This is a genomic window from Cellvibrio zantedeschiae (assembly GCF_014652535.1).
GTDB lineage: Bacteria > Pseudomonadota > Gammaproteobacteria > Pseudomonadales > Cellvibrionaceae > Cellvibrio > Cellvibrio zantedeschiae.
Map to the genome: position 1 here is coordinate 22,284 of NZ_BMYZ01000001.1, position 19,475 is coordinate 41,758.

The window sequence follows — 19,475 nt, forward strand, 5'->3', positions numbered from 1 at the left end:
TTATTCTACAGATTTACTTTTTTGCTTCTTTTTTTGCGCTGGTCTTACCTTTTTTCTTTAATAAAGGCTTCAAGAAAATTCCGGTGTAAGAACGTGGGATTTCCGCAACTTCTTCCGGTGTTCCGGTGGCGATAATTTGTCCGCCGCCGCTGCCGCCTTCTGGGCCTAAATCCACAATCCAATCTGCGGTTTTGATTACATCTAAATTGTGTTCGATTACCACAACAGTATTGCCGTGGTCGCGCAGGCGGTGCAGAACATTTAATAATTGTTGGATGTCATAAAAATGCAAGCCCGTTGTAGGTTCATCCAAGATGTACAGCGTTTTACCCGTGTCGCGTTTGGATAATTCTTTTGCGAGTTTAACGCGTTGCGCTTCACCGCCCGATAAAGTTGTTGCGGCTTGGCCGAGACAAATGTAAGTCAAGCCTACATCAATTAGCGTTTGCAATTTATTGGCGATGGATGGAATGGCATCGAAAAATACGCGTGCATCTTCTACCGTCATTTCCAACACTTCGTGAATGTTTTTGCCTTTGTATTTTACGTCGAGTGTTTCGCGGTTGTAGCGTTTGCCTTTGCACACGTCGCAGGGTACGTATACGTCGGGCAAGAAATGCATTTCAACTTTGGTTACACCATCGCCTTGGCAGGCTTCGCAGCGGCCGCCTTTTACGTTAAAACTGAAGCGCCCTGGTTGATAGCCGCGCGAGCGCGCTTCTTGTGTGCCTGCAAATAATTCGCGCACGGGCGTAAAAATTCCAGTGTAAGTTGCAGGGTTTGAACGCGGTGTGCGGCCAATGGGTGATTGATCTATATCGACACATTTATCGAATAAATCCATGCCTTCAACTTTATCGTGCGCGGCTGGTGTGAGCGTGCTCGCGCCGTTTAATGCTGTTGCTGCAAGTGGATGAAGTGTTGCGTTAATCAGTGTGGATTTTCCAGAGCCCGAAACGCCTGTTACGCAGGTCATTAAACCTACCGGAATTTCGAGCGTAACATTTTGCAAGTTGTTGCCTTTGGCTCCCACCAAACGCAGCATTTGTTTTGGATTAACTGGATTGCGTTTTGCAGGTACAGCAATTTCGCGTGAGCCACTTAAGTATTGCCCGGTGATGGAATCTTTATTTGCCATAATGGCTTTTACATTGCCTTGCGCAATTACCTGGCCGCCGTGTACGCCTGCGCCCGGGCCGATATCGATCACGTGATCGGCGAGGCGAATTGCATCTTCATCGTGCTCCACCACAATTACGCTGTTGCCAATGTCGCGCAAATGCGTGAGCGTTTTTAACAAGCGTGTATTATCGCGTTGATGCAAACCAATTGAAGGCTCGTCGAGAATATACATAACGCCGACGAGGCCGGCGCCAATTTGGCTGGCGAGACGAATGCGTTGTGCTTCGCCGCCTGACAAAGTTTCTGCGCTGCGATTTAGTGTTAAATAATTTAAACCAACATCCACAAGGAAGCGGAAACGGTCGCGCAATTCTTTCAACACTTTATCGGCGATACCTGCTTTGCGGCCGGTGAAGCTGAGCTGCATGTAATATTCGTAGGCATCGGCCACCGGCAAGGTGGTAATTTCCGGTAATGTTTTTTCGTCGATAAATACATTGCGCGCTTCCAAACGCAAACGTGCACCATCGCATTCGGGGCAATCTTGTGTGGAGAGAAAGCGCGTTAAATCTTCGCGTACCGAGTTTGATTCTGTGTCGTGGTAGCGACGCTCCATGTTCGGAAGCACACCTTCAAATGCATGGCTGCGTTTGTAAACATCGCCGCGATCATTGACATAATTAAATGCGATAACTTCTTCGCCAGAGCCATGTAAAACCGCGTCGCGCTGTTTGGCTTTAAGTTTGTTCCAAGGTGTATTTACATCAAAACCATAATGCTTGGCGAGTGAGGCGAGCATATGAAAATAATAAACATTGCGCTTGTCCCAACCGCGAATGGCGCCTTCAGACAAACTTAATTTTGGATCTTGAATAACTTTATCTTCATCAAAAAATTGCTTTACCCCTAAGCCATCGCAGCAGGGGCAAGCGCCTGCGGGATTATTAAATGAAAACAGGCGCGGCTCTAATTCGGTGAGGCTGTAATCGCAAATTGGGCAGGCGTGTTTGGATGAGAAAAGACGATCTGGCGCCTTCTCGTCCATGTCGCTAATGATTGCAATGCCTTCGGAAAGTTTGAGTGCCGTTTCAAACGATTCTGCCAAACGCAACTTGATATCTTCACGCACTTTAAAACGATCAATCACAACTTCGACTGTGTGTTTCTTTTTCTTGTCGAGCGTAGGTGTGTCATCCAAATCACAAAGAATTCCATCAATACGCGCGCGAATAAAACCGTCGCGTTTTAATTGTTCAAACACATGCAAATGCTCGCCCTTGCGTTCGCGAATCACGGGTGCGAGCAACATCAGTTTGCTGCCTTCGGGCATGGCCGTCACTGTATCCACCATTTCACTGACGGTTTGCGCTGCCAGCGGAACGCCGTGATCAGGGCAGCGCGCTTCACCTACCCGTGCGTAAAGCAAACGCAAGTAATCGTAAATTTCGGTGATGGTGCCCACGGTGGATCGCGGGTTGTGTGACGTAGATTTTTGCTCGATGGAAATTGCCGGGCTCAAGCCTTCAATATGATCGACATCCGGTTTTTCCATCATGGATAAAAATTGGCGCGCGTAGGTGGAAAGAGATTCCACATAACGGCGTTGACCTTCTGCATAAAGCGTATCAAATGCGAGGGACGATTTGCCCGAGCCAGAGGGGCCGGTGATGACCACGAGTTTGTCGCGTGGGATATCCAGGTCGATATTTTTTAAATTATGGGTGCGAGCGCCGCGAACAATAATCGTATCCATCTAATACTCTCTAAGGCTTGCGTAGGGACAAATTAGTCAAAAGGGCGGATTATACGTGAAGCTTGTGTCAGTGGATGTCAGTAATCTGTGCTTTACCTAGCTTAATCAAGGGCAGCATACAAAATTGTGCAAATGTGGCTTTGGTACCGGCACTTATTTGCCATTAGGTTATTCTGCGCAAGCGAGCTATTGGATGAATTAATGACAGGAATTGACTATGAAATTGCTAAGGATTTTGGTTGGGACTAGTGCACTTTGCTGTTCGTTGTTATTGAGCTCTTGTGGTGGTGGGGCTAATGTGGATGACAGTGGTTGTGGGTCCACTCCCAATCCGCCACAGAGGCTAATTACTGGCTACAGTGCAAGCCTCGCGCGTTACGACAAGCCCATTGATCCCTTGGTTCTGCAGGCTGCGAAACCCCTTGCGAATAACGACTCGCCCGTTTGGAACGCCTTCAGTATTGAGCTCACGGCCGCTTACCAGCTTTATCAATCAAAAGCGGTGCCGTCTATAAGCTTCAGTCTTTTTGCCCAAGCCTTCGCCTGCTCACTAGTTCTTGGAGCTAAACAACATGTCACCAAAATATCCATTACTAGCGCGAATAACTTCAGCGATAAATATCCGGCGGGCAGTGAGTTGTTGGGCGTCTTTGAGTCAATAAATCACACCTACATCAAGCTGACTGATTTGCTTGTTAATTCACGTGCCCCGCTGCAGTTGAGCCTCAAGTTGTTGGAGGCGCCGCAATACGCTCGCCAGAATTTTGAAATAAAAATCACGCTTGATGACGGTAATACTTATGTTGTGAGCACGGGTGATGTTTATTTTAATTTGCCGTGATGCTGTAAAGCTTTTTATAGAGCGGTAATGGTTCCTTCCAGCTCGCAAAACTGTGCAATCTTCTCTTCGGTTTTGCGATTTTTTGTTGAGCTTTTGGCTTTTTGTTGCATCCAGAACTGGCATTCCAGGCTGTCTTTTTTGGCTTTGGCTTGTCTCGCAAGCTTGCGCTCTTGCTCGATCCTATCGCGTTCGAGTTCATTCTTTAGCTCTACTTCGGCGATGTATTTTGACAGCTTATGCTCATCTTCATAAGCAGATACTTTTGGCGCCGCAGTGGCGACAACAGGGGATTTATGGGTGAGGATAAATATCAGCAGGGCGGCTCCCGCAGCAAATAAAATACAGGCGAGAGTCATAAAGGAGGGCACGCGCATACAGATAGTCCTTTTAAGGTTAAATCCCAGGGTAAACACCAAGCGCGCGAATCATAACCCAAGTTTGCGGCAAAGTGATTACCCTGATTTAACATCTATTTCATGCTTCCTTAATTTTGCGTAACAGAAGCAAACGGTGAGCTCTGCGGCTTGCCTCAAACAAGTTGACTGCGGTACCGCCTATAAATATCCAGAATGCAATGGTGTTGATTAATTCGAGATGATTGACCATTTGGCTGTTGCCGATTACTGCGATTTTATCGGGCGTGTGTGCAACCGCCATGCACAGGCCAGCGAGAATAAGGCGCAAGACCAAGGACAAGCTCAGCTTGGCAGATGTCCAGTAAGGGTGGCGCAGGTTCCAAAGGTTAATCAGGATAGCAACGACAGCTGCCGCGCTCAGAATCATCAGCCAGGATTTCAGGCCTGCACCAACGGTCAGCGGTGCGGCAGGTACGCTAGCCGTTTCCACCCAGAAGAAATATTGCATGATCATCAGGAAGAAGGCATTGCCGATAAGCTCCATGGTTGAGTCAAACAGGCTGATGCGCTGCCAGGGTTGTCTCACGGGTGGCAGCTCCTCTGGACGCCATTTGCAGTAAGGGGATAAATTGGCGGTGGCTGCAAGATTACTCAACACGCAAAACACCCCGGTTACGCAGGCGAACATGACCAATGAGCCGTGTATCCATCCCCCGATAAACCCCCGAATAAAGCCACCAATACTGACGTTTCCGCCCCCCAAAAGCGTGACCGCAGCGGCCAGCAATTGAACGCCCGCCACAATGATCAAGCCATAGGTGAGGCATTGGAGAAAAAATGGGAACCATGCAGGGCTAACCAGATGGCGAGGGGGCAGGAAGCTCGCGGCTACCTGGCGGGGATGCCCCAATTCACGTAAAAGAGCAGATTCGTCTGCGGGTGTTAGCGGGCGGCCATGTTGCTCGGAAAAATGCTCCATCCGGTCAAGGATGTTGGCCTTTAGCTCACGGGTAATATCGTCGCGGCGGCTGGCGGGTAGTTGTTGCGCAACGGCGCTGATGTAACGATCAATAAGGCTCATCTTAAACCTCCAAAAGTTTTGCAATGTTTGAGTTCAGGGCTTGCCATTCGCTGCTTAGGCTGTCGAGCAACCCCGCACCTACAGGTGAAAGCTGGTAATAACGGCGCTCGCGGCCATCGCCTTGCTGCCATTCACTATCGAGCAAACCCTGGTCTGCCAGCCGGCGTACCAGCGGATAAAGCGTGCCTTCATCGATATCAATCCCGGCATCTTGCAATTGTTTGCGCAGCGAGTAGCCGTAATGCGGTTGTTTGAGCGAGCCGAGTACGGCCAGCACTAACACGCCGCGCCTTAGCTCCTGCCGCAGTTTCTCTAAATGTTCTTCTGACATGGGCCTCTCCCATAAATGACTGGTTCATACTGTGTGGCAAACACTGTGTATTGCACAGTATGTGTTGTGTACTATGCGCCGCACAGTAATGCGCTGTCAAGCATTTGTTTACATTTTGTTCGAATTGCCTGGTGCGTTGAATATTGGGGAGAGGGGTACTGGCGAGAATGATCGGTGTGCCGAGCCTAAATTCTGCTAGTGCTCAGCATGAGAAAATCGCCATCTTCGAATTGGAAGATGGCGATGAGTGGATGAGGTTTAAAAAAGGTCGGGCAGGTTTTGATCCGGATTTTTCTTGCGAGACAATAGTTTTTTTATAGTGTCAGATAATTCTCCTGGCGCCTCTTCCAGATCTTTAGCTAAATCAAATTTTTCTAAAATCTTGCGTGCGTCATAGGGTGCCCAGAGTTTGTCAGTGTTATCAAAATAACAAAAAACATCGCGCGGTTTATGTCGCCGTGCGGTTTGTTTCGCTGTTAATTTTGCGTCTTCCGGTTCGCCACCCTCGCTCCAGATTTTGATTCGCTCATACCAATAATCCAGCGCTTTCGCTGAATAACCGCTGTTGTAAAGCTCGGTGTCTCCGTGCAAACGCATATAGATAAAATCGCTGGTGATATCTTCCATTTGTGGCCATCGACCAGCGGTGTCGGCACAGACTAAAGCAACATCAAACTCACGCAAGAGTTCAATAAATTCAGGTGACCGAAAACTTTCGTTGCGTATTTCAATTGAGTAACGCAAAGGTCGTGAGATAATATTTTTAATGGTGGAGTATTTTTTTTCGGCCGTCGAATTTTGCGCGTACGCTATAGCCTCATGAGTGGTGCGTGGTAAAAGTGTAAGGAAGTTGCGAAATTGAGTTTTATTAAATTTAAATGTGGGAGGAAATTGCCACAGAATCGGCCCCAGTTTTTCGTCGAGATCCAGAAGTCCTGATGCAAAAAAATCGGCAAGCGGCGTCTCTATATCGCGCAAGCGTTTCAAGTGAGTAATCAACCGCGGACCTTTTATGCTGAATACAAAATTATCCGGTGTTTCGCTGTACCAGCTGGTATAACTTTTGGGCGTTTGGAATGCGTAAAAAGAGCCATTAATTTCGATAGAATTGACTGTTCGGGAAGCGTAATAAAGCTCTCGTTTTTGTATCAGTTTTTCAGGATAAAAACTCCCGCGCCAAGGAACGTAGCGCCAGCCAGAAATACCTACACGAATCTCACTCATCGACAAAGTTTCCTCATCACCAAATCATTAAAAGTGAATGTCAATTACTAATGATGATTATGTTTGCTTTGTTTTTTCTGTTGAGGAGTTTTTAAGGGATGAATATCTACATCGTGATGATGGACATTATGATCGGAATGATCCTCATATGCAGATTCATATTCACATGCCATAGTCCAATGTTTGGCAGCGCAGCCCTCGGGTTTACCTTCAGATTCCCAAATTTGATAAGCGCGCTCACGGATACGATTTTCGTTAAATTGCATGACATCTTCTCCTTCAAATAAAAATAAAATACCGCGCTATTGTGAGCGCTTGTTTTCGTTCAAGTTCCCTTGGTTAATGCATTAAATTGTGTGTTGGTGTATTGATGTGCTTGGTAATAAATTTCTGATGCCAAGTAATTCAATTTGCGGCGATAAGATTGATTAATTGGATGCCGCTTTTTTTTAATAAAACCTTTTGCGCAATCATTTTTTTGTGCGAACTCAGGTGAATTATTTTGCAGGATCGGTGATTATTTTGTAGAGGAGTAGCTTTATAAATATATATTGCCGAGCGGGAATTTATTTAACCCAAGCGTCATCCGGGCGCCAGGTTTTTATCCATTCGGGTATGGCGGCGGCGGGCATGGGGCGGGCGATGCCGTAGCCTTGAGCGAGTTCGCAGCCCATGGCTAATAAAATTTCGCCGTGCGCAATAGTTTCTACCCCTTCTGCTAAAACTGTGCGATGGAAGGCATTAGCCAAGCCAACAATACCTTTGATGATGGCGAGGTCATCGGTGTCTTCCAGCATGTCGCGTACAAAGCTTTGGTCGATTTTTAATACTTGCGCCGGGAGCTTTTTAAGATAGGCCAGTGAAGAATAACCCGTACCAAAATCGTCCAGCGCAAAGCTAACACCGAGCACCTTGCAAGCATTAATCACTGCAGATACCTGGGTGATGTCTTCCAGCGCGCTGGTTTCTAAAATCTCTAATTCCAGATTGCGCGGGTTGGCGGCAGGGTGTAGGAAGAGTAACTCTTCCAAACGCTCCGCAAAATTACTCTGCTGCAATTGAATGGCGCCAATGTTGACGCTGACAGGGATTTCCAAACCCATGACTTCCCATTCGGTCATTTGATCGAGTGCGGTTTCAATCACCCATTCGCCCAGCTCAATACTGAGCAGGTGGTTCTCCACAACGGGCAGGAATGCAGCGGGCGGTAGCAATCCGTATTGCGGGTGTTGCCAGCGAATCAGGGCTTCTGCGCCAATGATCTTGCCGGTGCGCATGTGAACCTTGGGTTGGTAGTAGAGGACAAACTCCTGGTTGTGCAGGGCTGAGCGTATGTGTTCAAGGGTTTCGCGCTGGTGTTTGACCGCGACATCTTTGGCGATATCAAACAAATGGTAGCAATTTTTACCGGCCTGTTTAGCGAGGTACATGGCTTGGTCGGCATGGCGCAGCAGTTGATCTGCATCTGAACCGTCTTGTGGATAAAGGGTTACGCCAATACTCGCGGAAACCTCGAGGGAGAGATCATCCAGTTGCACAGGTTCGGCGGCAGCGCCCAGCAGGCGTTGCAACAGGGGCTCGCATTCCGAAGTGTGGTGCAGGTCGGTCAGGACGATTACAAACTCGTCGCCACCAATGCGCGCCAGGGTATCTCCTTCGCGCAAAGTGCTTTTCATTCGTTGGGCAAGGCTGACTAACAATCTGTCGCCTATCGCGTGACCATATTGGTCGTTAACGGCTTTAAAGCCATCCAGATCCAAAAAGGCCACAGCCATGATTTGCTCGCTGCGCTGGGTGTGTGCCATGGCTTGATAGAGGCGGTCAGCGAGAAGTACTCGGTTGGGCAGATGGGTCAGGGCGTCGTAGTGTGCGATGTTTTCAAGCACGCGATTGGTGTATTCAAGCTCCTGGTTGGCATGTTCAAGCGCTATCTGCGCGGCTTTGTGCTCGCTAATGTCCTGGAATACACCATTCAGTTTGCTGGGTTTGCCGTTTTCCATGGTGACCGTACAAATCACCCTTACATCAATTTTGCGCCCCTTAAGGGTTTGCATTTCCAGTTCTATATCGAAGCCTTCGCCATGGGCCATGGCTTCTCTCAAGGCTCTGCTGAGAATGGGGCGCGACTCGGCGGAGAAATAATTCAGGCCAGACTCAACCGTGGGCTCTACCTCGCCTGGCGTGGTGTCCAGCAAATGGTAAACCTGATCAGTCCAAAACAGTTTTTGCGTGGGTACATCTAATTGCCAGCCACCAATTTGGGCAACGTACTGCGACACGCTCAAGAGTTCGGTGCTCAATCGTAACGCCTGTTCGGCGTTGTGGCGCTCGGTGAGATCAATGGCGGTACAGCCTAGAAAGCGTTGGCCATCGGCGTTGCTAAAGACAAATTTCACGGTCAGCCAGTGGCGCATACCCGTGGGGGTGGGCACGTTTTCAAAAGCCTCGGTCTGCTTGCCGGAGGCAAAGATGGTCATGTCGTGATCGTGTAGCTTTTGCGCGACTGCTTTTGGCCAATGGTCAAAAACGGTGGTGCCGATAATCTCTCCAGGTGTCATTTGGAACACCCGCTCAAAGGTCGGGTTGATATACACAAAATGGCCTGCTTCATTTTTGATAAACGCCAGTGCTGGGGTTTTTTCCATAAAGGCGCGAAAGCGTGACTCACTGGCATTGAGCGCAAGTTCAATCTCTTTGCGCTCGGTAATATTTTGCGATGTTCCCACCATGCGCAAGGGCTTACCCTCATCGTCAAACACGGTGATGCTGCGCGCCTCAATCCAGCGCAGGCTGCCGTCGGGCATGACAATGCGGAAGTCGTATTGCCCGCCTCCCTTGCCCTGCAAGCTTTGCGCATGGCGCTCGATCAACAATGGATAGTCCTTCGGGTGCACCATAGCCATGAATTCATTGAAATTCGGCACGCCCAGTTCGGGGTCACGGCTCATAATTTGGAACCATTCATCGGACGCCGAGCCTTGGCCGGTTGCCAAATCCAGTTCCCAGCTGCCAATAAGGGCACGCGCCTGGGCGGCAGCCAAATGCGATTTACTCAATTCCAGTGCGGCTTCTGCTTCTTTGCGCGCAGTGATGTCGGTGCTGGTGCCAATCCACTGCACAATTTTGCCTTGCTCGTCGTATATGGCTGAGGCGCGCGCTATGTGCCAGCGGTAGCAACCGTCGGCGCGGCGCAAGCGGAAATCGGTTTCGTAATCTTCACCCGTGGCTAAAGAGCGGCTCCAGCGCAAAATCGCTTCGTGCACGTCTTCCGGGTGGACAATTTCCACCCAGCCTGTGCCCAGCATCTCCTCAAACGAGCGCCCAAAGTAATCTGTAACTTGTTGATTCACGAAGTCTAGCGAGCCGTCGGGCAGGGCGGTCCACACTTGTTGCGGAATATTGGCAATAAGCTGGGTAATACGCTCTGACTCAGGCGAAGGCATTGGTCCGGCACTGAACGCGTGGCGGGGAAGCAATGAATCCTTTTTACTCATCGTTACTCATCTAGTTAAAACCTTATAGTTAGGAGCTTTTAGTTAAAGCCTTGGGTATCGGGTATGTGATCGCTAACTTCGGAATCTAGCGGTAGATTCCAAGTGTAGTCAAAGAATGCCAAAAGGTAGTTTCGTATATAAGTGAAATTTGTAATTACCCCTATAGCTAAAGTTTAGGTTTTCCGGTTGGCGTAAAGGCTGATTTTGAACAACACTCTTTAGGAGAAAATGTAGTCAACGAGGCCGCTGTGCAGCACTTAAAACTTTCAGAATTGATGAGCGCGCTCAGCTACGCCCTGGATATCACCGAGGGTCAACCGCCCGGGCACTGTATTCGCTGCTGCTGGATTGGTATGAACATCGGCCAGCAAATAGACCTGCCTGATAATCAATTGTGGGAACTCTATTACGTGCTGCTGCTAAAAGATCTGGGCTGTAGCAGCAACGCCTCACGCATTTGCGAACTCTATTTAACTGACGATCTCTCTTTTAAGCGCGATTTTAAATGGGTGGATGGCAGCCTGCCGCAGGTGCTGCGCTTTGTGTTGCGGCATACGGGTAGCTCGGCGGGAATTTTGTCGCGCTTTCGCGCCCTGTCTGACATTTTTGCCCACGGTGATGAGATCGCCCAGGAGCTTATACACACTCGCTGTACTCGCGGTGCCGATATAGCCCGCCGTTTGCGCTTTGATGAGCCAGTCGCCCGCGGTGTGCACTCGCTGGATGAGCATTGGGACGGCCACGGTCGCCCGGAAGGTTTAGCGGGTGATGCCATTCCAATCTACGCGCGCATTGCCTTGCTGTCGCAAGTGATAGACGTGATGAACTCGTCCAGCGGTGTTGATGAAGTTCTGGCAGAAATCAAAGCTCGTGCCGGCAGTTGGTTTGACCCGCAGTTGGTGGAGGCGTTCGCAGCCGTGGCACAAGATCCCGGCTTTTGGGAAATTTTAAACTCGCCGCATATAGACCAAACCATTTTGGCGCTGGAGCCCGGTGAGTTTGAAAAAGATTTGGACGAAGATTTTTTTGACGATGTGGCCGAAGCTTTTGGCCAGGTAGTTGATGCCAAAAGTCCTTACACCTCTGGCCACAGCGCCCGCGTGGGTTTGTACACCTCGTTATTGGCAGAAGATTTGGGTGTTAGCCAAGCGCGCCAGCGTTGGTTAAAGCGCGGTGCGCTCTTGCACGATGTTGGCAAATTGGGGGTGAGCAACACCATTTTGGATAAACCGGGCAAGCTAACTGATGTGGAATACGAGTTGGTAAAAATGCACGCGGTTTACACCGGGAAAATTTTGGAACGCGTGCGCGCTTTTGATGAGCTGGCGCGAATCTCGGCTGCACATCACGAGCGTTTGGATGGCAAGGGATATCCGCTAGGTTTGTCGGGAAATCAAATTACGCTAGAGACTCGCATCATTACCACTGCCGATATTTTTGATGCGATTACCGCCGAGCGCCCCTACCGCGGCGCACTGCCGGTTGAAAAAACCTTATCCATTATGAGCGAATCCGTAGGCACGGCGATTGATCCCCAGTGTTTTGAAAGTTTGCAGCAATTAATTCATCGCCATCCGGAATTTTTTCCTAATTGCATTATTGATTAATATCGACGCAATCTTTTTTGTATTCGCTTCCCTGCCTCATTCAGTTTACCTGGCTTTAGTTTCAATTTTTCGTGCAGCAGTGTGGTCATAGCTTAGTGCCTCTTTCAAAATCCATTGCCCGTTTTCCAGTAGGTAAATATGCGTGAAATTCGCAGTACCCGTATGCACATCGCTTTTGTTCGACTCTCTAATATAAAAATGATGTATGCCAGTTTGGATCGCACCATATAACTGGTTGTCGTTGTAGAGCGGAAATAATTGCAAACTATTTTCTTCCAATTTTCTGATCGGTTTCTTGTTAGGATTTGCGCAAATATTCTGCTTCACATTATGTAGAAACTGCGCTCTATCCTGTGGGCCGCCTTTGTCGTGATACATCCTGAAATCCTTCGCAATTGCTTTTTCAAGATATTCAAGATTGCATTGGTTAAATGCTTGTTCAAAAAAATTGCGATCCTGTTCCCGCATTGTTTGGAAGAGCGACGATTTTTTGGCCTCTTCTGTTGTAGGTTGTGTATTTTTTATTTCTGCATCTGCGCAAAATGCTGCGCTGGAAAATAAAAATACAAAACCGGACAAGCATAGAGTGGCTGCAGTTATAGGTTTCATGAAGGCCTTCCGTCTGTGGTTGTGTGAATGCGTTGGCTGGCAAACCACTGATGCCACATCAACATCAGTTAGATTCATTAATCATCCAATTGGATTCATTCAATAAGGCCTACATTAAAATCGACCTGCATTTTTTTAGCCGTTCGCCCATAGCTCTTGGTAGAATCGCCACCCTTAGCTGATTTACCGAGATACCCCTAGTGCAATCCGCCCCTCTACCTTTTGAACGCCGCGTTGTTATGTCGCTGGCGGCGCTCTACACCTTCCGCATGTTCGGCCTGTTTTTACTGTTGCCGGTACTGGCGCTTTACGGAACGCAATACGAACATCACACCCCTTTTTTGTTAGGTGTTGCTTTGGGTGCTTATGGGGCGAGCCAGGCGTTATTGCAAATTCCGTTCGGGATACTGTCGGATCGTATTGGTCGCAAGCCGATCATTCTGTTTGGATTAATTGTTTTTATCATCGGCAGCGTTATTGCGGCCCAGGCGACGAGTGTTTACGGCTTGATTCTTGGCCGCTTCTTGCAGGGCGGTGGGGCGATTTCCGGCGTGGTAATGGCGCTGCTGACTGACCTTACGTCTGATGAAAGCCGTACCAAAGCTATGGCGACTATTGGGGCATCAATTGGTGTTTCGTTTTCGGTCGCCATGACAGTTGGCCCGCTGGTAGCAAATTGGGGTGGCGTAGGTGCGATTTTCTGGATTACCGCGGCCTTGGGGGTGATTGGCATTTTCATCCTGTTTGCGTTAATTCCCTCGGTAAAACAAGCACCGCAACCCAAGCGCGAAGCCTTACCCGCGCCAGAATTATTTTGGAAGACCTTTAGAAACCCCGAATTGCTGCGCTTGAATGTGGGCATTTTTGCACTGCATTTTGTGTTGATGGCAAACTTTATGGTGCTACCGCAAATTCTTGAACAGCAGCTGCACATCGAGCGCAGTCACCACGGCATGCTGTATTTTCCCATGTTGGTTGTGGCCTTTGCGATTATGTTGCCCTTTGTGATCATCGCGGAAAAACGCCGCAAAATTAAACCGGTTTTTCTTGGCGCTATAGGTCTTTTGGCGTTGATGGAATTATTGCTGATGGTTGCGCCGCCAAGCCTGGTTTTCACTATCGCTGCCATCTTCCTGTTTTTTGTCGCCTTCAACGTATTGGAGGCGACTTTACCCTCAATGGTTAGCAAAATTGCGCCTGCAGGCGCAAAAGGTACGGCGACGGGGATTTATTCTACTAGCCAGGTAATTGGTGTGTCGGCTGGTGGCGCTGCGGGCGGATTTTTATTGCAGCACTACGGCATGGTTGCCGTGCTCGGTTTGGGTACGCTGTTTACCTTGGTATGGCTGGTAGTTGCTTGGTCAATGAAGCCACCGCGCTTCCTCGCCAGCGTGCTTATTCCATTGCGTCACCACAACGGCGACGAGATTGCAGCCAAGCTGCGCGCAGTGGCAGGCGTAGCAGAAGTGGTGATTGTAGAGTCCGAAAACACTGCCTATCTTAAGGTTGACCAGCAGTTGGTAGATCGCAAGGCGCTAAACGCCATTGTCGGTTGATGCTTTTTTCTCCACAAAATCCTTCCCGGATCGCAACTCTTAAATATTCTAAGAGTCACCATTGAAGCAGGCGGGCGCGAGAGGTAAAGTGCTCCGACTTCGCCACGCGAAGAAATAACCGAATGTCGCCTGATAATAATTCATGAGGGCGATTACACCATCAAACCAAGACCAGCAAAGAGGAACGCCCTATGGCCCGCGGTATTAATAAAGTCATCATCATTGGCAACATCGGCCAAGACCCAGAAGTTAAATACATGCCTTCCGGCGGCGCAGTGACTAACGTCAGCATCGCAACCTCAGAAACCTGGAAAGACAAAAATACCGGCCAACCACAAGAGCGTACCGAATGGCACCGTGTGGTGTTCTTTAATCGCTTGGGCGAAATCGCTGGCGAATATTTGAAGAAAGGCAGCAAGGTTTATATCGAAGGTTCATTGCGTACCCGCAAGTGGCAAGCGCAAGACGGCACCGACCGTTACACCACTGAAATCGTCGCCAACGAAATGCAAATGCTCGATGGCCGCAGCGACAACCAGGGTGGTGGTTACAATCAAGGTGGCGGCTTCAACCAAGATCAACAATACGGCGCACCGCAAGGTGGTGGCTACCAAGGCGGCGCTGCTCCAGCTCCGCAACAAAACCGCCCACAACAAGGCGGCTACGGTAATCAGGCTCCCGCGCACAACGCACCGCAACAACCCGCTGGATTTGATTCATTTGATGATGATATTCCGTTCTGACCGTCAAGGTTTTGAAAGAAAAATAAAAAAGGCCTCTAGTCATAGAGGCCTTTTTCGTTTGTATCCATAACAAAAATCGATGAATTTAAAATGATTATTTTTTGAAGTATTTAATTGAATACTTTAAATAAAATTAAGACACATATAAAGAGAGCGTGGGCGAATCATCGCACACGCTCTCTTTGTATTATGGGTTTTTATAAATGGAGAAAGAGTCACAACCGCCATAGAATGTGTAACCACCGTTACCGCCTACGCTACATGTTCCAGCCGAGTTGTTATAAGTGAGTGTTAAACCAATCACCGTGCCGCTGCAGGTAACATTGTAACCTACATAGGTATAGCCACCGCCACTCATACCGCTCTGGACTGCTATTGAACAGCTGGGGTTAGAAGTTGTGTTTTTGTTGTAAACGTCGGTGATATACACGGGGCTTGCCGGTGGGGTTGTTTTAAACAAGGTGTAATTATTTAATGAAAGGTTAGTACAGCCGCCGGTAACAGAATAACCCGAAGAAACATTTAGTGTGCAAGGTGATCCGGGAATGCTGGTGATGCCTGTAACATAAGCGATATCTGTTCCGCAAGTTAATCTGTAAGTTGAGGAATTACTATTGCTGTTTACGTTAACGATACTGCACGAACCCGAGTCCACCACATTGTTAGTCACATGAGCTAATTGGGTATCTGCCTGCGCAGAAATAGCCAATGAACCTAATAAACCTGCAGCACAAGATAATATTAATCGAAACTTCATTACACTCTCCTTAATTACATTAATGAAAATTGATTTGGCTATAGTCCATACATCCCATTCTACAAAAGTAGGTAATAAAATTAGCCATGTTTTACCTGGGTACTACTCCTTAAACATATTCTTTTATTGCAATAAATTTATGTTGTCATTTCGGGCAAGATAAAAATTCAATGTGCCATCATTAGTAGTGGGTTCTATAAAAATTTTTTTTGTGATACCTGCATTATTATTAAAAATGCCTTGCGTTAAAGTTTGCGAAAGTTCTGAGCTTTTCTTCTGGTCTGAAGCGGGAATTGTAATTCTGCAGCGCGTACTGCGGCATTCAATATATTGAGGGTGTATATCTGCGAAAGATTCGGTGAAAAAGTTCTCTAGTTGATGTTGATATGGGTTGGCCCACGAGCTATCTACAGATTCATTGGCGAAATTGTTTTTTATCTTTGTAAACGGATCCTTGCTCGTACCAAGCATATTGTTAAACTCCTGCATTTGTGACTCAATATTTTCTTGTGCTGCGAGTTCGCTCGGGGTTGGTGTTGTTCGATGGGGTGCCGTCTCAGTAGGCAGCGATGAATTAATATTTGATGTGTGTTTGAGGCGCGCTAATTCACCGGTAAGTTGCGCTATGTGCTCTTTGAGTTGACGGTTTTCCGCCAGCAGATTTTGTTCGGGGGTGGCAAGAGTTTTTACAGATGCCGATGTCGATTGAGCAGCGTCTGTTTCCTTGAGATCCATTTGGTGGATTATTATAAATGCGCCAAGTGCGCCTATTCCTAACAAAAGCCATTTCATGATTCGCTATCCTTTATCTGTTTTCTTATAGGTTCAAGAGTAAAGCGTTTGCGCCATCACTTAAGATTTTAGAAATATTTTTTTGAATTTATAAATAATGCGCCAAATTGTTTATTTATGTGTCTTTTAAGGCTGTTTGAAGATAATATCGCGAAATTGAGAATAGTGTAGCTGCACTTTTTATCAATGTGATTTCTTTTGCAAAAATATTCCACTTCAAATTATTGCATTTAATCCCATTCATATTTGTAACTAATTTTTGATATGGAAGCTGTTTTTTGGTTTTGCAAAAAATCGCGCCAAATTTTTAAAGCGGTGTCTAAGGTAGCCGCAAGCTATTTGGTTGGACTATCAGATAAGAAATGAAGTTAGATGCCATGCAAATTATCTGCTCTTCGATTCTATAACTAATAATTAAGTGAACGTTTTTTTTGTCGCAGTGAAAATTTTATACAACTAATAATGAAAAAATTAACAGAGAGGAAATATGAAAAGTTTTCGTTACTACTGGCTTGCAGCAATTATTCTTTTATTAATAGCGGTTTCGTTAATTTTGGTTACTAAATTTAAATCACCTACACCACTTGCTTTTTGCACTCCTGCAGCTGGAATTCTCACGTTCTTTGCAATTTTTTCCGAGCGTATTCAACAGGGAAGGAGTGCAGATGAGAGGCTTCGCCATGCAATTGCGTCAGCAGTGATTGTTCAGTATTTGGTATTGGTAGGGATTGTTGTTTACTTCGTTAACACGGCTAATACGCTTCCGCCAATTGTTGAGACTATGCTTTCAAGTTTTACAACCTTAACCAGCGTTGTAGTGGCGTTTTATTTTGGTGCTTCTGCGTTTGTTGAAGCAAAAACGAAAACCGCTAGCAAAAATGACGAACCCACTGCGGAAGGTTAAATGCAAAATGTGCAGTATGACTAATTCGATACTGCACATTTGGTTGAACGACTTTTTTACACTCCCTCCAATGGTTATTCGGTAACTTCCTTTATCCACAAATAATGTGCACCTGGTCCTTCATCAGCAAGTTGATCTAGAGGGTTGCGCAAGCGGCAGCGTTCTATGGAAAGACAGCCGCAGCCTATGCAATCATCCAATGTATTGCGTAATTTTTGTAGTTGCAGAATTCGCAGGTCTAAATCTTTTCGCCAATCGGTTGAAAGTTTTTTCCAGTCTGCCTGCGTGGGTGACGTGTTGTGCGGCAAGCTGGCGAGTGCATCATTAATCTGTTTTAGCGGAATGCCTACACTGGGCAACGCGGATAAACGAAACCCGCCGTAACACATCACGCGCGTAGCGGCGCTGGTTGCCAGCGTTGCGTGTGCTTTCAATCAAACCTTTCTTTTCATAAAAGTGCAGGGTGGATATAGAGACTCCACTGCGCTTTGCGACTTCGCCTACTGAACGATGCGGTGCTATTCCTGCGGCTTCTAATTCTTTGTTCATAAGTGCTTGACCTCAACTTAAGTTGAGGTATTAGTCTAGGCGCTCCTAATTAATTATGTCCATGAGGAGTGAGTCAAATGATTGGTTTTATGGTTAACGATCAGTTGCGGTTGCGTGTCGATAAGTTTGTAGTGCCTGAGGCTGTGCACCAGCAGTTCGTGGAAAAAATGAAATATCTTCAACAGACGCTTCGCCGTTTGCCTGGCTGCAAAAGTGCCAATGTGTTGAGTAAAACCGAGGGCGCGGGCGAGTACAACGTGATTACTTTGGTGGAATGGGAAAATGAGGCGGCCATTGCTGATGCTTTTTCTGTGATGCAGCAAAAGTTTGCGGAGGAAAAATTCGATCCCAAGGAGTTTACCCGCGCCTTGGGGGTGAAGGCAGATTTGGGTTTTTATAAAATCGTCTAGCTTGTGCGGTAATTATCATGTAACGGCAACTATCATATAAATAATGGTTGGATATCCGCGGGTATAATTTATACTGCCGCTCCGGCCTGTTTTATGCGAATCGGTACATGCAAGAATTTTATAAGAAAGCACTCATAACCTTCTGCTGCCTGCTGCTGTTAAGCCTGCTTGCGGGTTATTTTTGCGTTAGCCGAGCCTTTTTAAGTATTTCACTCTTACCGTCTGAGACCGGGGCTTTGCCTTGGCGTTCGGGGTTTGATATGGACTCCACTCGGGGCGGTGCCTCAACCGCCCGCTTGGAAGACGACAAGTTCAGCCTGAGCTTTGAGTTCAAACTGTCTCGCCAGGCCCAATACCCTAACGCCGCCCACGAAATGCGCTTTGACACGGGCAACCAATCAGATTTGGTGGATTTATCGCAATACGATCAACTCTCTTTTAGTGCTAAATGCGCTCCCGCCAATATCATTATGTTTTCCGCACATATTTTTGAGGAAAAGCTGACAGTTCCTACAGATCCGGATACTTACCGTGGTCCGGTTACTTTCTTTTCGTGTAATGAAAACTGGAAGCATATTGAGCTGGATTTAACACGCCTGGAAACGCCTCAATGGTGGTTTGATAAGTACAAGCTCGCGCTCTCTAAAAAGGAGTACAAGCTGGATAAAGTGCACAAGTTGACCTTTGGTAGCACTTTCCAAAGCCCGTTTGATGTGAATGCCAAGGTGCAGTTGCAAGAGATTGTGTTGAGCGGGCGCGATTGGTTTTACCTTTATTTACTGGGCGGTTTTTTACTGGCAGTGTGGGGTGGCTATGGATTTTGGTTCTTTAACCGGCACACGCGAGCGGTGATTACCGAGCTGCGCGATAAAATCCAGCGCGACCGTCCCTTGGTAGCCTACCAACAGCTTTCGGTCGAGCCGCACCGGGATAAGGAAAAAAGCGCGATCCTGCATTTTATGGCGACCAATTATTCCAATGCCGATTTGAGTCTGGAATCCATGGCGGCGACAATTGGCGTGAGCCGAACCAAAATTAACGACATCCTCAAAACCGAATTGGGTTTTACCTTTACAGGTTACCTCAACAAGCTTCGCCTTACGGAGGCGGCGCGGTTGCTGGCAGAAAAGGAGGATGCGAACATCGCGGAGATCGCCTATTCCGTGGGTTACAAAAACGTGTCCTATTTTAATAAGTTGTTTAAAGAGGAGTACAACTGCACGCCCAAAAGTTTCAAAGGATTGTGTGATCGAGCTCCCGAAGCGGATCAGTAAAATTCAACTAAAACGAAAAAAAATACAACTTTTGGCAATTTGATAAGGTTTCTCGCAAAAGCATTACAGCTA

At 47.4% G+C, this 19,475-nt stretch carries 19 protein-coding genes; 7 read left to right on the forward strand and 12 right to left on the reverse strand.

The features are described from left to right. Positions 1–13: 13 nt before the first annotated feature. Positions 14–2,875, reverse strand: a complete 2,862-nt coding sequence (gene uvrA / locus IE104_RS00195) for an excinuclease ABC subunit UvrA (RefSeq protein WP_189414917.1) — start codon at positions 2,873–2,875, stop codon at positions 14–16. 217 nt (positions 2,876–3,092) lie between these two features. On the opposite strand from uvrA, the gene IE104_RS00200 reads away from it, so the two are divergent. After that, positions 3,093–3,716, forward strand: a complete 624-nt coding sequence (locus IE104_RS00200) for a DUF5034 domain-containing protein (RefSeq protein ID WP_189414919.1) — start codon at positions 3,093–3,095, stop codon at positions 3,714–3,716. Positions 3,717–3,730: 14 nt separating this feature from the next. On the opposite strand, the gene IE104_RS00205 is transcribed toward IE104_RS00200, so the two are convergent. From IE104_RS00205 to IE104_RS00230, 6 genes are all read right to left on the reverse strand, one after another. Then, a complete protein-coding gene (locus tag IE104_RS00205) occupies positions 3,731–4,090 on the reverse strand; it encodes a hypothetical protein (RefSeq protein ID WP_189414921.1) in 360 nt (119 codons plus the stop codon). A gap of 100 nt (positions 4,091–4,190) precedes the next feature. Next, on the reverse strand, positions 4,191–5,153 hold the full coding sequence (locus IE104_RS00210; protein WP_189414923.1) for an HAAS signaling domain-containing protein: 963 nt from the start codon (positions 5,151–5,153) through the stop codon (positions 4,191–4,193). A 1-nt stretch (position 5,154) separates the two neighbouring features. Further along, positions 5,155–5,484 carry a PadR family transcriptional regulator gene (locus IE104_RS00215; RefSeq protein ID WP_189414925.1) on the reverse strand — a complete coding sequence of 110 codons (330 nt, stop codon included), beginning with the start codon at positions 5,482–5,484 and terminating at the stop codon, positions 5,155–5,157. Positions 5,485–5,742: 258 nt separating this feature from the next. After that, a complete protein-coding gene (locus tag IE104_RS00220) occupies positions 5,743–6,708 on the reverse strand; it encodes a DUF72 domain-containing protein (protein ID WP_189414927.1) in 966 nt (321 codons plus the stop codon). Between the two features lie 47 nt (positions 6,709–6,755). After that, positions 6,756–6,974 (reverse strand): DUF2934 domain-containing protein, encoded by a 219-nt coding sequence (locus IE104_RS00225; RefSeq protein WP_189414929.1) that lies wholly within the window; start codon positions 6,972–6,974, stop codon positions 6,756–6,758. A gap of 300 nt (positions 6,975–7,274) precedes the next feature. Further along, positions 7,275–10,202 (reverse strand): EAL domain-containing protein, encoded by a 2,928-nt coding sequence (locus tag IE104_RS00230; protein WP_189414931.1) that lies wholly within the window; start codon positions 10,200–10,202, stop codon positions 7,275–7,277. Positions 10,203–10,450: 248 nt separating this feature from the next. On the opposite strand from IE104_RS00230, the gene IE104_RS00235 reads away from it, so the two are divergent. Beyond that, positions 10,451–11,809, forward strand: coding sequence for an HD-GYP domain-containing protein (locus IE104_RS00235; RefSeq protein WP_229837551.1), 1,359 nt, complete (start codon positions 10,451–10,453; stop codon positions 11,807–11,809). Positions 11,810–11,854: 45 nt separating this feature from the next. Here the strand turns inward: IE104_RS00235 and IE104_RS00240 are convergent, their stop codons facing one another. Then, a complete protein-coding gene (locus IE104_RS00240) occupies positions 11,855–12,418 on the reverse strand; it encodes a nuclear transport factor 2 family protein (RefSeq protein WP_189414933.1) in 564 nt (187 codons plus the stop codon). A 200-nt stretch (positions 12,419–12,618) separates the two neighbouring features. Between IE104_RS00240 and IE104_RS00245 the strand changes: the two genes are divergently transcribed. Both IE104_RS00245 and ssb read left to right on the forward strand, forming a co-directional pair. Continuing rightward, positions 12,619–13,974: an MFS transporter gene (locus IE104_RS00245; RefSeq protein WP_229837552.1), complete on the forward strand. Its 1,356-nt coding sequence runs from the start codon at positions 12,619–12,621 to the stop codon at positions 13,972–13,974. A gap of 191 nt (positions 13,975–14,165) precedes the next feature. Beyond that, entirely contained in the window at positions 14,166–14,717 is a 552-nt protein-coding gene (gene ssb / locus IE104_RS00250) for a single-stranded DNA-binding protein (protein WP_189414935.1), read from the forward strand. Positions 14,718–14,904: 187 nt separating this feature from the next. Here ssb and IE104_RS00255 read toward each other — a convergent pair whose 3' ends face one another. Both IE104_RS00255 and IE104_RS00260 read right to left on the reverse strand, forming a co-directional pair. After that, positions 14,905–15,474, reverse strand: a complete 570-nt coding sequence (locus tag IE104_RS00255) for a hypothetical protein (protein ID WP_189414937.1) — start codon at positions 15,472–15,474, stop codon at positions 14,905–14,907. Positions 15,475–15,597: 123 nt separating this feature from the next. Continuing rightward, positions 15,598–16,266 carry a hypothetical protein gene (locus IE104_RS00260; RefSeq protein ID WP_189414939.1) on the reverse strand — a complete coding sequence of 223 codons (669 nt, stop codon included), beginning with the start codon at positions 16,264–16,266 and terminating at the stop codon, positions 15,598–15,600. Between the two features lie 487 nt (positions 16,267–16,753). Here IE104_RS00260 and IE104_RS00265 point away from each other — a divergent pair, with 487 nt between their 5' ends. After that, positions 16,754–17,170, forward strand: coding sequence for a hypothetical protein (locus tag IE104_RS00265; RefSeq protein WP_189414941.1), 417 nt, complete (start codon positions 16,754–16,756; stop codon positions 17,168–17,170). 74 nt (positions 17,171–17,244) lie between these two features. On the opposite strand, the gene IE104_RS00270 is transcribed toward IE104_RS00265, so the two are convergent. Then, positions 17,245–17,604, reverse strand: coding sequence for a MerR family DNA-binding protein (locus IE104_RS00270; RefSeq protein WP_308429246.1), 360 nt, complete (start codon positions 17,602–17,604; stop codon positions 17,245–17,247). Next, on the reverse strand, positions 17,495–17,719 hold the full coding sequence (locus IE104_RS19120; RefSeq protein WP_308429247.1) for a MerR family DNA-binding transcriptional regulator: 225 nt from the start codon (positions 17,717–17,719) through the stop codon (positions 17,495–17,497). The genes IE104_RS00270 and IE104_RS19120 overlap by 110 nt, the downstream gene beginning before the upstream one ends. 77 nt (positions 17,720–17,796) lie before the next feature. On the opposite strand from IE104_RS19120, the gene IE104_RS00275 reads away from it, so the two are divergent. Both IE104_RS00275 and IE104_RS00280 read left to right on the forward strand, forming a co-directional pair. After that, entirely contained in the window at positions 17,797–18,129 is a 333-nt protein-coding gene (locus IE104_RS00275) for an antibiotic biosynthesis monooxygenase family protein (protein ID WP_189414943.1), read from the forward strand. Between the two features lie 260 nt (positions 18,130–18,389). Beyond that, positions 18,390–19,403, forward strand: a complete 1,014-nt coding sequence (locus tag IE104_RS00280) for a helix-turn-helix domain-containing protein (protein ID WP_229837553.1) — start codon at positions 18,390–18,392, stop codon at positions 19,401–19,403. Positions 19,404–19,475 lie beyond the last annotated feature (72 nt).